The organism is Clostridium yunnanense (assembly GCF_016595795.1).
GTDB lineage: Bacteria > Bacillota > Clostridia > Clostridiales > Clostridiaceae > Clostridium_AR > Clostridium_AR yunnanense.
Window position 1 is genome coordinate 62,833 of the sequence record NZ_JAENHN010000029.1, and the last position, 13,613, is coordinate 76,445.

At 30.6% G+C, this 13,613-nt stretch carries 12 protein-coding genes; 2 read left to right on the plus strand and 10 right to left on the minus strand.

The window, feature by feature from the left end; genetic code table 11:
* Nucleotides 1-126: 126 nt before the first annotated feature.
* Nucleotides 127-762: a cyclodeaminase/cyclohydrolase family protein gene (locus tag JHL18_RS10445; RefSeq protein ID WP_200268860.1), complete on the plus strand. Its 636-nt coding sequence runs from the start codon at nt 127-129 to the stop codon at nt 760-762.
* 296 nt (nt 763-1,058) lie between these two features.
* On the opposite strand, the gene JHL18_RS10450 is transcribed toward JHL18_RS10445, so the two are convergent.
* From JHL18_RS10450 to JHL18_RS10495, 10 genes are all read right to left on the minus strand, one after another.
* Nucleotides 1,059-1,820, minus strand: coding sequence for a WecB/TagA/CpsF family glycosyltransferase (locus JHL18_RS10450; RefSeq protein ID WP_207753002.1), 762 nt, complete (start codon nt 1,818-1,820; stop codon nt 1,059-1,061).
* The gene (locus JHL18_RS10455) at nt 1,798-2,928 is read right to left on the minus strand and encodes a glycosyltransferase family 4 protein (RefSeq protein ID WP_200268862.1); all 1,131 of its coding nucleotides are present in this window, start codon (nt 2,926-2,928) and stop codon (nt 1,798-1,800) included. Before JHL18_RS10455 ends, JHL18_RS10450 begins: the two co-directional genes overlap by 23 nt.
* A gap of 12 nt (nt 2,929-2,940) precedes the next feature.
* The gene (locus JHL18_RS10460; protein ID WP_200268864.1) at nt 2,941-4,164 is read right to left on the minus strand and encodes an O-antigen ligase family protein; all 1,224 of its coding nucleotides are present in this window, start codon (nt 4,162-4,164) and stop codon (nt 2,941-2,943) included.
* Nucleotides 4,165-4,215: 51 nt separating this feature from the next.
* Nucleotides 4,216-5,610, minus strand: coding sequence for a sugar transferase (locus tag JHL18_RS10465; protein WP_200268866.1), 1,395 nt, complete (start codon nt 5,608-5,610; stop codon nt 4,216-4,218).
* 106 nt (nt 5,611-5,716) lie between these two features.
* Nucleotides 5,717-6,487 carry a tyrosine-protein phosphatase gene (locus JHL18_RS10470; RefSeq protein WP_200268868.1) on the minus strand — a complete coding sequence of 257 codons (771 nt, stop codon included), beginning with the start codon at nt 6,485-6,487 and terminating at the stop codon, nt 5,717-5,719.
* Between the two features lie 5 nt (nt 6,488-6,492).
* Nucleotides 6,493-7,173: a CpsD/CapB family tyrosine-protein kinase gene (locus JHL18_RS10475; protein WP_200268870.1), complete on the minus strand. Its 681-nt coding sequence runs from the start codon at nt 7,171-7,173 to the stop codon at nt 6,493-6,495.
* A gap of 12 nt (nt 7,174-7,185) precedes the next feature.
* Nucleotides 7,186-7,848, minus strand: coding sequence for a YveK family protein (locus JHL18_RS10480; protein ID WP_200268872.1), 663 nt, complete (start codon nt 7,846-7,848; stop codon nt 7,186-7,188).
* A 3-nt stretch (nt 7,849-7,851) separates the two neighbouring features.
* Nucleotides 7,852-8,940, minus strand: coding sequence for a tetratricopeptide repeat protein (locus JHL18_RS10485; RefSeq protein WP_200268874.1), 1,089 nt, complete (start codon nt 8,938-8,940; stop codon nt 7,852-7,854).
* A 291-nt stretch (nt 8,941-9,231) separates the two neighbouring features.
* Complete coding sequence (locus tag JHL18_RS10490) at nt 9,232-10,962, minus strand: phospho-sugar mutase (protein WP_200268877.1); 1,731 nt, start codon at nt 10,960-10,962, stop codon at nt 9,232-9,234.
* A gap of 309 nt (nt 10,963-11,271) precedes the next feature.
* Nucleotides 11,272-11,856 (minus strand): 50S ribosomal protein L25, encoded by a 585-nt coding sequence (locus JHL18_RS10495; protein ID WP_200268879.1) that lies wholly within the window; start codon nt 11,854-11,856, stop codon nt 11,272-11,274.
* A 147-nt stretch (nt 11,857-12,003) separates the two neighbouring features.
* On the opposite strand from JHL18_RS10495, the gene JHL18_RS10500 reads away from it, so the two are divergent.
* Nucleotides 12,004-13,467, plus strand: coding sequence for an aminotransferase class I/II-fold pyridoxal phosphate-dependent enzyme (locus JHL18_RS10500; protein WP_200268881.1), 1,464 nt, complete (start codon nt 12,004-12,006; stop codon nt 13,465-13,467).
* The last annotated feature ends 146 nt before the right edge of the window (nt 13,468-13,613 follow it).

Genomic DNA, 13,613 nt, shown 5'->3' on the forward strand with positions numbered 1-13,613 from the left:
TTTGCACGTACCGCTTCATAATAAAACTTATATTTAAAACTTCTCTCACCAAAAGCCGTGAGAATTTTAAAAATAGATTTCAGATCGAAGTGATACGTCTTTACAAAAGTTTAGGAGGATTATTATATGTATTTTAAGGATAAGAGTATTAATGATTTTATATATGAGTTAAGTTCAAGTAGTCCGGTACCAGGTGGTGGTGGTGCAGCTGCAGTATCAGCTTCACTATCAACAGCCCTAAGTAGTATGGTATTTAATCTTACTGTAAATAAAAAAGCTTTTGCTAGTTTAAGTGACGATGAAAAAGGTACTGTATTGGCTGCAATGGAATGTTGCCAGAAAAAGACAGAAGATTGTCTAAGTTTTATAGATAAGGACGGAGAAGCTTTTTCAAGTCTAATGTCAGCTTATAAACTACCTAAAGATACAGAAGAAAATCTTTCAATAAGACAAGAACAAATTCAAGCTGGACTTCAGAATGCAATGTTAGTTCCATTAAATCTTGCGAAAGAACTAGTAGCCGTAATGGAACACATCAAAACCGCAGCAATGTATGGAAACTCAAATGTAATTTCTGACGCTGGTGTTTCTGCCATACTTGCCTATGCATCAATTGAAAGTTCAATATTAAATGTAATGGTTAACTTGAAGTTTATAGAAAGTGAAGATATTAACCAAATAAAAGAAGATTGCAATAATATGTTGAGAAAAGCTGAAGAACTAAAACAAACAATAATGACTTTAGTTTATGAGAAGCTGTAAAATAAAATCTTATGTTTAGGCACTATACAAAAATTAGCTATATCAAAGTAAAATACACATTTATATAGTGTGTAAAAGTTCTAAATAGTAAAAAGCCATGCTTAATCTCAGAGCTACTTGCTCTGTTACGCATGGCTTTACTCATATTAAATCAAGGCTATTGTATTATTAAAACTAAGCGGTTACGCAGGGGGGCTGCTATATGAACGAGCTATTAGAAATATACGTTCCTCACAGCAACTTTGTTTCACTTAATATCTATCATAGTTATATTAGATTTTTACAAACTTGTATAATTACTTAACTAAAGTCTTTCTAACTAAACCTATCCTATTAAAAAAAACAATAAGTATAAATTTAGGGATTTTCCCTAACCTTTTTATTCTAAAAGGCTCCTTCCAAACTCTATATAACCATTCAAGTCCTAATTTCAACATAATTTTCGGAGCTCTATTCAATTTTCCAGCAAAGATGTCAAAGCTACCTCCAACTGGCATATATATTCTGCACGGTAATTGTTGCATATTTTCAATAATAAAATTTTCTTGTTTTGGTGATCCTAGTGCAACAAATAATATATCAGCTCTAGAAACTTTTATTTCTTCAACAATTTCGTTCATTTCATCATTTTTAAAATACCCATTCCTACAGCCACATATATCAATATTTTTATATTTGTTAATTATATTGCTTTTACATCTCTGTATTACATCCTCAGAAGCTCCTAATAGGTAAACTCTATATCCTTTTTCATTTGATATCCTTAAAAGTTCATCCATCACTTCTATTCCTGCAATCTTTTCTTGAACTGGTTGTCCAGCTATTTTAGCTGAAACAACTGTTCCAACACCATCTGGTATTATTATAAAATCATCACTATTAAATGTATCATAAAGATTTTTATTATTCATGCCATTAAGCAAAACTTCTGGGTTGCCCGATATTATACATATCTTTTTCCTAGCAAACACAAATTCTATTAGTTTTTCCTTACTTTTATTAAAAATCTTATATCCAAGTATATTACTGAACACTTTATCTACTCTCCATTGTTTCATCATAGACTTTAAGTACATCTTTTACGAATAAATCTACTGTAAAGTTCTTCTTATAATAATTATAACCACTTTTACCTACATTAATAAGCACATCTTTATTATCCATTATATATTTAAGCTTCTCATATATCTGATCCACACTTTCAGGATCTACTATAAAGCCGTTATTTCCATCTTCAATCATATCAGTAAGTGCACCAACTCTTGTACATAGGATAGGTTTTGCCAAAGTCATTGCTTCTAAAATTGCATAAGGCATCCCTTCTTTTACTGAAGGAAGTACAAACAAATCCATACAGTTTATTAAATCATAGTTATCTTTTCTAAAACCTAAAAACTTTATGTTATTGTAACACTCTGCCTTTTTCATCATTTCTTCTCTAGTCTTCCCATCTCCAATTAGAAGACAAGAAAATTTATACCCTTCATTTGTCAACTTTATCAATGCATCTATCAAATAACGATGTCCCTTTGTTTCATAAAAATTAGCAGCAACCCCTAATACAAAATCATTTTCCACTTCAAGCTGCTGTTTTAAAACATCACAGCTTTTAAGAAGTTTTCTATCAACTTCATTTACTGCATTAGGTATATAGTAAATATTTTTCTTGTTTCCTAATTTATAATCAATTGCACACTGATAATCCTTTTTCGAAACAGCTATCAGTCTATTTCCAAATATAGCTCCTATCTTTTCAATGGCTATGTATATTTTTCTTTTTGAATTACTCATAGGTTCATTGAATACAAAACCATGAGCTGTATAAGTTACAATTTTTACACCTGCAATTCTTGCTGCAATTCTACCCACCAAACCAGCTTTTGAGCTGTGGCAATGCACCACATCAAACCTCTCTTTTCTAAATATCTTTATAAAGCTTAATATAGCCTTTAAATCGTAAGACAAAGATATTTCTCTTTTCAAATTTCCTACTCTTTCAAAATCTATATTCAGCTTCTCTAGTTGCAGTTCCAGACCTGTACCTTCCCCTGCATATACTTTGACCTCATTGCCCATTTTTTTCAACTCTTCACTTAAAATTAAAAGATGTTTTTGCGCTCCACCCATTTCTGCTTGAGTAATTATTTGAGCTACTTTATATGACATTTCTTCACGCTCCTAAAAAGTACTTTTTCTCTTCCTATAGGAAAACAACATTGCCACCATTATCCAAAAAAAGGTTGCTACCTTCGGAACAAATAGAATGTTATCAAAGCAATTCATAACTAAAAAAGGTATCAAGACAACAACAAAACCTTCTATAAAATGCGAGTTTAATGATTCACCTTTATTTTTTATGAAATAAAAAGCTTCTCTTAAAATCAATAGTAGAATTATAATAAAATTCAACTCTCCAATAATCCCCAGTTCGCTTCCAACCTTTAAATATGAATTGTGACTTGGGAACACATCTACACCTTCCTCTTTAAATTGAGGGTATGCCTTTACATACTTAGGATAATTAGTTATAAAGTTTCCATTACCAACACCGCCAATAGGATGCTCTTTAACCATCTTCATAGCTATATTCCAGATCTTCACTCGCGAATCATTCTGATTACTATCACTGATTTGCTTTATTCTGCTCAATGTACTAGGCAAAGCTAACACCACTCCTACTAATGGTATTAGTACAAATAACATTTTCCTACCGAAAATTATAACAAGCAACATTAATCCTATACCAAAGCCTATTAAAGCACTTCTCGAAAGAGAGATAGCTAAATTTATCACTGCCAGTATGGCTGTAATTCCAGTAAGTACTCTAAAAAAGCTACTTCTATTCTTTGTTCTTATCATAGATATCAAAGGAAAGAACATCAACACTTCAAATGCGCCTAAAGTATTTGGATTATCCAAGGTCGCTTGTATTCTAAGTTTTGATTCTGTAGCTAAAAAAACATCTGCTCCAATACCTGTAAAGTATTGTATTATTCCCAAAACTGACACTATAAAAGTTGTAAATATCAAAGTAAATATAATATTTTCTTTTTCTTTATCGTCAAAACATTCACTTATCATATACATAGTCACAATATAAGAAAAAAACCTTATGCTTTCCTTTATAGCAAGAGTTTTATCAGTAGCGTATATAGCTGATATTGCCATTATAGCAAAAAATACTATTAAAGCTATATAAAACTTATTAGAAATAAATTCTATAAAATTTTGTTTTAATCTATTTATATTCTTGCTTTTTATTATAACAAATAGATATATAATTACTGTGAAAAATAATATTACTTGTGTAAAATTACTATAATTTTTCCCATTTATTTCTGAAGGTATTAACGGTATTAAGAAAATATATATGCAGAACAGCATATTTATCAAAGCTTTCATTTCATTTCCCCCTATAATAATAGGAGACTAAAAAGCCTCCTATTTTAGCAATTATTCTTCGATTTTGTCTATAGTTATTTCAGCATTAGTAGTCTTTATTAATTTTGTTAAAGGCAAGTCATCCTTTAACCCTTCCGAACTTTCTTTCATGAACATTATCTTTATCGTTTGTAATATTAGCTTCAAATCAAGGAGTATTGAGTAATTCTTTATATACAATATATCATATCTAGCTTTATCTTCAGGAGTAGTTGAATATTTGCCTAAAACTTGTGCAAGACCTGTTAATCCTGCTTTTACAATTGTTCTATATTTATAATCAGGTATCTCATTCTTAAACTGCTCAACAAAAAATGGTCTTTCTGGTCTTGGCCCAACAACGCTCATATCGCCAAGAAGTATATTAAAAAATTGAGGAAGTTCATCTAATCTTGTAGCTCTCAATATTCTTCCCATTTTTGTTATTCTAGGATCGGATTCTCCCGCAAGAACAGGGCCAGTTAACTTTTCAGCATTCATAACCATTGTCCTAAACTTCAACACAAAAAAACTTTTTTCATCTATAGTAACTCTTTCTTGCTTGTAGAATATTGTTCCACCATCAGATAACTTTATTGCTGCAATTACAATAAGCATAATAGGACTAGAAAGTATTATACCTACTAATGATACAATTATGTCAAGCAAGCGCTTAAAAAATCTTGCTTCTAATGTTAATCCTAACTTTTGAACTTTAAACATCGGGATATCATCCGCCCTGTTTAACTTAGAGTTAAGTATTGCAATCTCGTAGATATCTGGAATTATATATATACTTTTTCTACTTGCAAGACAACTGTCTACTATTTTCTTTTTAACATTTAACTCTACATCATTGCATATAAAAACAACATCTACGTTATCTAGATAGCTGTCTATATTTTTACTTTTACTACCACATATATATTTTATTTTATATAAATCTCTTTGCTTTAACAATATTTTTTTAGTTAAATATTCTAAAGAACTTTCACCTATTACTAAACATTCTTTTACTCCATGAAAAGATCTGTTTATCTTCCACACTACAGTTCTCCAAATAGATAAAAGTACAAATTGCACAATGGTACTTATTACAAGAACCATTCTTGGATACGCAAAACCACGTGCAAAAAAAGTTATTCCAGCAGTTGTTATAAATAATGCAATAACCGCTAATCCTATAGAATATATTGTTTCAGTAATACTCTTTTTTAATAAATCTCCCAATCCAAATACATACATATATATTAAATATGCGATAACTATAAATGGAATTATATTTATAAATGGTATAAGATTATAGTCTGGCGGTGTTGATTTAAATTGTATAAAAAAAGATAAATATACTGCAAAAACAACTAATACTGCATCTATAAAATAAGTAGCGATTTTAAAAAACTCTGTAACTATATTGTTTTTCTTCATAAGTCACCTCTAAAACTTTTAAACTCTTAATAATTTTACACTCAATATATTTTAAAGTCAAATTATATATGCAACAGCAAAAAAAAGAAGCAATTAGATATACTAATTACTTCTTACTAAATAGTCTAGAAAACAAATTTGGTTTCTTTAACTCTCTTATTGGTAACGGTGAAACATCTTCTCCGATTAATATCCTAATTTCATTATCTTCAATCCACTTATATAATTCAGTATTAATTTCCTTTATGTTAGATAAGGCTTTTTTAACAAAAGTATTTCTTCTCTCATTGTTATGCCCATCACTTCCAACCATATGCACTAAATTTCTCTTAACTAATTGCTCCGCAGCTTCCTTTATTGCATTTCCATAAGCGCCTGTTAAACTTCCTGCATTAACCTGAGCAAGATTTCCTTGTTCAACAAGACTTTTTAATATTTCTGGGTTATTAGCAATCTTAAAATTTCGTTCTGGATGAGCCAATATTGGAGTAACCCCTTTTAGTCTTAATTCATAAAACACATCTTCAGTATAAAGTGGAAATTCTCTCATAGGAAGCTCAATAAGCATATATTTTTTGTCATTTAGACACCAGATCAAACCATTATTATAAAGTTCTAAAAGGTTAGGAGTTATATAAACCTCTAACCCTTTAATAACATTTATGCCTATATCTTGTCCTAATTCCTTAACCTTTAAGAAAGCACTATCATAAGTATCTTTTTGCTGTTCGAACTCTCCAGGTATATAGTGGGAAGTTGCACAAATATGAGTTGTACCTTCCTGAAGCGAATTCTTAAGCATATCTCTTGTTATATCAAAAGATTGTGATCCATCATCTACATTAGGTATTATATGACTATGAAAATCGATCATCATATCACCTACTCTTTTTCATAATAACCATAATATTTACTGTAGTAATATTCGTTTGCCTTAGTCGGAACCATATTTAATACCACTCCAACAATCTTTCCGCCTACCTTGTCCAACATTTCCTTTGATTTTACAATTGCTTTCTTTTCCGTCTTCCCATAAGAAGCAACAAGTAATGTTCCATCAGCATTAACAGAAAGTATTTGAGCATCAGTAACCGCTAAAACTGGAGGTGCATCTATTAGAACTACATCAAATATCTCCTTAAATTCATTAAGATATTTAGTCATTGCCTTGCTACCTAAAAGTTCCGATGGATTAGGTGGCAAAGTACCACATGTTAGTATATAAAGATTTTTTATCTCTGTTGTCTTTAAACATTCTTCTATTTTATTTTCACCTATTATTATATTTGCTAATCCTTTTGAGTTTGGAATACCAAATTTTTTATGAACAGTAGGTCTTCTAAAATCACAGTCTATAAGCAATACCTTCTTGCCCGCTTGAGACATTGAAGTAGCTAAATTCGATATAACAGTACTCTTACCTTCTGAAGGGCTTGATGAAGTCACTACAATTACACGCATTTCTTCGTCAAGAGAAGAGTATTGTATATTTGTTCTTAGAGTTCTAAAGGCCTCAGCCCCTCTAGATTTATTATTAACTAAAGAAATCAAATTCTTATCCATTGGCTTCCTCCATTATTCTTCAATTGTAGGAATTACACCTATTACAGGAACCCCAAGTAATCTTGTTAATTCTTCTTCATCCTTAACTGTATTGTCAAGATATTCTATTAAGAAAACAATACCTATAGATAGCATAAGACCAACAAATAATGCTACTGCAATATTTAAAAGGGGTCTTGGACTATCTGGTCTATTAGGTGCCACTGCTTCATCTACCAATTGAACATTATCTTGTTTCTTTATACTAGTAGAAACCTTCTTTAAAGACTTCGCTATCTGGTTTGCAATCTTTGCCACCTCGGTTTTATCCCTTGATTTAACTGATATTGTTAAAAATTCAGTGTCCCCTTGAGGAGTAACTGACATCATGCTTATTAATTCGTTAGCAGTCATATCTAAATTTAACTCACTTATAACATCCTCTGCAACTGCTTTAGTTGTAGCAAACTTGCTGTAAGTTTTAACCATTTTTTGATACATCATAACATCATTATAGTTTTGCTTTTGAGTATCATCTTTAGTAATCTGACCAATAATTACAGATATATCTGCTTTATAAACTGGTTTTATTACGAAGTAGCTCACTACTGCACTTATCAAAGTACAACTTAAAGTTATTAAAATAACTAATAATAGTCTTTTTCTTACAATGTTAAAGTACTCTTTTAATTCCATTAATTATCCCCCTATTACTTTATTTAACTGTTTTACAATTTCATCATTTGGTTCAAGTTTATTAGCTATATCTAAATGAATCTTTGCATCATCCATTTTTCCGATATTGTAGTAACACATCACTAGATTAGTGCATATCTCAACATCTTTAGTTGCTTCAAAAGCTTTTCTAAAATACATTATTGCATTTTCAAAATCTCCGATAGCAGCATAATTTATTCCCAATTCATTTACGGTTTCAACAATAGAACTATCTATTGTTAAACTCTCATTTAAATAATATATTGCTTTTTCGTAATTATCAAGCTTTCTATATGATAAACCAATATAATAATATATAAGTGGATTATCTTCAAATTTGTCTAATAAAGGCAGAAGCTTTTTTATAGCTTCTAAAGGATTCATATCAATTTCTTCTTTCCCCTTCTCATATGCTACTATATCAGAAACTTCTAAGAAAAGTTGTTCAATCTCAGTTGATCTTTCTCCACCTAGCCTTATGTATTCGTTGAGAGACATTAATACCTTTGAATACTCTCCCTCATCTTTATATGTTAGTGCCTCATACATATATGGTAAGGCGCTCTTAGGATATACCTTTTTGTATTTTTCTATATCTTCGATATGCAAATCTTTAAAATCTCTATTACTTTCTCTTATAGTACACCCTACTACTAATAACTTTTCAAAGATTTCCTCTTCCCCGTATGATCTACACAATCCTCTTAAAAGCACATAACTATCATCATAATTTCCTTGCTTCACTTTTTCTGCAATTATTCCTTTAATGGCTTCTTTTGAACTGTTTATGGAGTCTAAGATATTCTTATAATCTTCATTATAGGAAAAATTCTCATCTGCACCTAGTGCATAGAACATCCCTTCAATAAATTCATATAATGGTATATCTTTAAGTTCTTCATTCTGTTTTACTTTTTCAGCTAAAAATTCCATACTTAATGGAATAAATAATTCTTTATTTTTTAATTTTACTTGTTTATCACTTATCTTTTTTAAAAAAGCCTCAACATTTCTTATTTCTAAAAATAATAGTTTAGATAGCTTATCCTTAAAAAGTGAATTATAGTCCAATACATTCACCCCTACTGTTTAATTCTTTTTATTATATTGTTCAATATATATCATATAACAAAATATTATATATATATATGGATGTACCACTTCATTTTAGAATCTATATTTTCAAAACTCCTCTCAAAAACCAGAGGTGTTTTAAAAATAGCTTGCAACTTGAAGTGGTATCTCTTAGGCAAACTAGTTTTCAATAAAACTCTACATTTTGATTTTATCTATAAATTTTTTAAATAAAAACTCAAAATATATTGTTAAACAACTTGTTTATCCTTAATCATATATTCAAATTTAATTTAATTTCTCGTTTATAATTTTCATCACTTCTTCAGTATACTTCTTTATCTTATTTTCTGCATCTACTAAGCTACTGCCAGCAATGGATAAGTATACCTTCATCTTTGGTTCAGTACCAGAAGGTCTAACTACAAACCAAGAATCATCTTCTAAAATATACTTAAGAACATTAGATTTCGGTAAATCTACTGTACTTACAGAATCACTTTCAATATCTACTTCTTCACTCTTCTTATAATCGAATCTCTTAACTATCTTAACTCCATTTACATCAGATACTGGATTATTTCTCATGTTATCTATGCAACTAGCTATCTTTTCTTGACCTTCTTTTCCTTTTAACTCAATAGAAACTAGATTTTCTTTATAGAACCCATATTCATTATATATTTCTATTAAACCATCATATAATGTCTTACCTTTTGATTTATAATAAAGAGTCATCTCAGCGATTAACATCGATGCAATTACTGCATCTTTATCTCTTACAAATTCTCCTGCTAGGTATCCATAACTTTCTTCAAAACCAAAAAGATACTTATGACTTCCTGTTTCTTCAAACTCTCTGATCTTTTCTCCAATATATTTGAATCCTGTTAATACATCGATTAATGTAACATTGTAGTGAGAGGCCATCTTTCTTACGGCTTCTGTTGTTACAATTGTCTTAATTACTGCACCATTGCTAGGTAAACTATTTGTATCTTTAAGTGCATCTAATACATAATGAGTTAAAAGCATTCCAGTTTGATTGCCAGTTAAAACCCTATACTCTCCTTCATTATCTTTAACAACAGCACCAATTCTATCACAGTCTGGATCTGTTCCAAAGATTATATCCGGCTTAACTTCTTTTGCTAGTTCTAAAGCCAACTTAAATACAGCTGGTTCTTCCGGATTAGGATACGATGCAGTCGGGAAGTTTCCATCTGGCTTTTCTTGTTCTTTTACTACATGTAGGTTCTCATATCCTAACTCATTTAAAACTCTTCTCACAGGCATATTACCTGACCCATGAATCGGAGTATAAATTATCTTTAAATCTTTTGCATTTGAATCAACTAACTCTTTCCTTATAGTTAAAGCTTTAACAGCATCTATATAAGTCTTATCTATATCTTCACCTATATACTCAAGAAGCCCTTTTTCTAATGCTTCTTCCTCGCTTATTGATTTAATCTCTGCATAATCAGATATAGCATTTACATATCCTATTATTTTCTTTGCTGGTTCATCTGTAACTTGTCCACCATCATCACCATATACCTTATATCCATTATATTGCTTAGGATTATGAGATGCTGTTATTACGATACCAGATTTACAGTTTAACTTTCTAACTGTATACGATAGCATTGGTGTTGGTCTTAAATCTTCAAATAGATATACTTTTATGTTGTTTGCACATAAAGTTAAAGCAGCAGCTTTAGCAAATTCCCTTGACATATTTCTTGAATCATATGCAATAGCAGCTGATTTTCCTTCTGCATATGCTTCATTTATATAATCAGCAAGCCCTTGAGTCGCCTTTCCCACAGTATATATATTCATTCTGTTAGTTCCTGCACCAATAACGCCTCTTAGCCCACCTGTACCGAAATCTAATTCTTTATAAAATCTATCTTCAATTTCCTTCTCATCAGTTATGCTTCTTAATTCATTCTTTATATCTTCATTAATAGTAGGCGATTGTATCCATTGTTCGTATTTTTCTCTATATGTCATTATTATCCCTCCTTATAATTTAACATTAAATATTATACACTAAAAAATGGACAATTAAAACTTTTATATACAAATTTATGAAATTATATGAATTATATATAATGAGTAATACGTTTTACATTGGTGGTTTTTTATCAATCTTATCTTCTAATATAAATATGAGAAAATTTCCACAGTAGATATATTCTTTCTTTATTATTCTATAGTTAATCATTTTTTCAAATTGTTACATTATATAATTACAACCTAACTTATGTATATTGTATTTTTTACAGTGTAAAATAAACCCTATGTAGTCATAGGGCTTATTTATCCTTTTTTCTCTTCTGGCTCCACAGCCTCTACTACCTTTTGCTCGTAGCTCACAGAACCAAGGACAGTATTTAAGTCATCAACTATTGATATTTCCGCTCCGACTTCCAAATCACATACCTTATAAATGCTTCCTATAGTAGATTGTGAAACATCTATCTCTAAAAACTTAGGCAACATATCTGGAGTACAGCTTACCTTTACTGCTGACTTTTCTTTTTGAATTATAGCTCCGTAAGATTTTATTACACCTTCATTTTTAAAATGAACTGGTACAGTTGTAATAATCTTTTGATCTTTATCTATAGTCTCTAAATCTAAGTGTATTACTTTGTGTGTAACAGGATCTCTTTGAAGTTCTTTAATAAGCACTTTCTTATTTTGTTCTTCTAAGTCAATATCTATTACACCATGCTCTCCATGTTCAGTTATAATTTGATTTAATTCTAATTCACCTATTTCGAACATAAAGTTCTGCATTCCTTTTCCATATACAATACCTGGAACTTTCCCTGCTCTTCTAGTCTTATTTGCTGTTTTACCTATTTTGTTACTTCTACTGTTCAATTTAATATTTTCCACTTTAATCCCTCCTGCCTTATAGTATTGTCAGAAGAAATAAATATTATTCATATCAATTTTTTTATTGCATTACAGTTACTCATAACATATAATTATATTGTTTTTCATAAAAGATATTTATTTATTGAAAGAAGGTGCGGTATCAAAGTGTACAGATTTGACCAAAATGAAACTCCTTTGTTTGATGCCCTAATGGAATATGTAGATAGAGATACTATTCCATTTCACGTTCCTGGTCATAAGAAAGGCGTAGGAATAGATGAGGAATTCAAAAACTTTATAGGTGAAAACCCATTTAAGATAGACGTAACGGTGTTTAAATTAGTTGATAGTCTACATCATCCAACAGGACCGATAAAAAAAGCACAAGAGCTTGCTGCTGATGCATATGGTTCAGATGCTTCGTTTTTCTCAATCCATGGAACATCAGGTGCAATTCAAGCCATGATTATGTCTGTGGTAAGTCAAGGAGATAAGATAATTGTCCCTAGAAACGTCCACAAATCAATTACTGCTGGAATAATACTTAGTGGAGCAGTTCCTATATTTATGCAGCCAGAGCTTGACAAAAAGTTAGGTATAGCTCACGGTGTTACCCCTGCAACAGTAAAAAGAGTTTTGGAAGAAAACAAAGATGCTAAGGCTGTATTAATAATAAACCCTACGTACTATGGCGTTGCAACCGCAATCAAGGAAATTGCTGACATTGTTCACAGTTACGATATTCCTTTAATCGTAGATGAAGCTCATGGTCCTCATCTAAAGTTTAATGAAAAACTCCCTATGTCTGCAATGGAAGCAGGTGCTGATATCTGTGCACAAAGCACTCATAAAATAATTGGAGCGTTGACTCAATGTTCTTTACTTCAAGTTAAAAGCAATTATATTGATCCTGCAAGAGTTCAGCAGGTGCTGAACTTACTTCAAACAACTTCACCATCTTATATTTTGATGGCAAGTTTAGATTGTGCTAGAAGACAAATTGCTTTAAGCGGAGAAGAACTTTTAGATAAAACTATAGATTTAGCTAATTATGCTAGAACTGAAATAAATAAAATTAACGGTTTCTATTGTTTTGGAGAAGAAATACTAGGAAGACCAGGTGTGGTAGCTTTAGATCCAACCAAGATTACTATAACTTGTAGAGACTTAGGAATTACAGGATATGAATTGGATATGATATTATCAAATAAATACCATATTCAAATGGAACTTTCTGATTTATATAGCGTGCTTGCTGTAGGTTCTTTTGGAGATACAAAGGAAAGTATAGATAAATTATTACAAGCTCTCAGAGAGATATCTGACGAATATTCTTCTAAAGGAAAGGTAAGACCTGACTTTCTAGATATACCATCTATTCCTGAGAGTGTTCTTATTCCTAGAGATGCTTTTAATAGTAAAAAAGAATCAATACTTCTTAGAGAGAGTATAGGAAAAGTAAGTGGTGAATTCTTACTTGCATATCCACCTGGTATTCCACTTCTTTGCCCTGGTGAGATAATAACAGAAGAAATCATAAAATATGTTGAAGAACTTAAAGAGGTTGGTCTTTACGTACAAGGTACCGAAGACTCAAAAGTTGAATACATTAAAGTTGTTTCAAAATAAACTTTGGAATAAAAAAACACTGAAGTGACCTTCGAGGGCACTGAAAAAGTCCCTTTTAGCAAATTAGACCTAGAAAATTGTCAGGAGACAATTTTCTAGGTCTTTTATGTTATACTTAAATTATTAAATTTATGTGGGTGATTCAA

Excerpts from the sequence above, each read along its gene's own strand:
- JHL18_RS10445 (WP_200268860.1), top strand. The coding sequence starts at position 127 with ATGTATTTTAAGGATAAGAGTATTAATGATTTTATATATGAGTTAAGT.
- JHL18_RS10450 (WP_207753002.1), bottom strand. The coding sequence starts at position 1,820 with ATGAAACAATGGAGAGTAGATAAAGTGTTCAGTAATATACTTGGATAT.
- JHL18_RS10455 (WP_200268862.1), bottom strand. The coding sequence starts at position 2,928 with ATGTCATATAAAGTAGCTCAAATAATTACTCAAGCAGAAATGGGTGGA.
- JHL18_RS10460 (WP_200268864.1), bottom strand. The coding sequence starts at position 4,164 with ATGAAAGCTTTGATAAATATGCTGTTCTGCATATATATTTTCTTAATA.
- JHL18_RS10465 (WP_200268866.1), bottom strand. The coding sequence starts at position 5,610 with ATGAAGAAAAACAATATAGTTACAGAGTTTTTTAAAATCGCTACTTAT.
- JHL18_RS10470 (WP_200268868.1), bottom strand. The coding sequence starts at position 6,487 with ATGATGATCGATTTTCATAGTCATATAATACCTAATGTAGATGATGGA.
- JHL18_RS10475 (WP_200268870.1), bottom strand. The coding sequence starts at position 7,173 with ATGGATAAGAATTTGATTTCTTTAGTTAATAATAAATCTAGAGGGGCT.
- JHL18_RS10480 (WP_200268872.1), bottom strand. The coding sequence starts at position 7,848 with ATGGAATTAAAAGAGTACTTTAACATTGTAAGAAAAAGACTATTATTA.
- JHL18_RS10490 (WP_200268877.1), bottom strand. The coding sequence starts at position 10,962 with ATGACATATAGAGAAAAATACGAACAATGGATACAATCGCCTACTATT.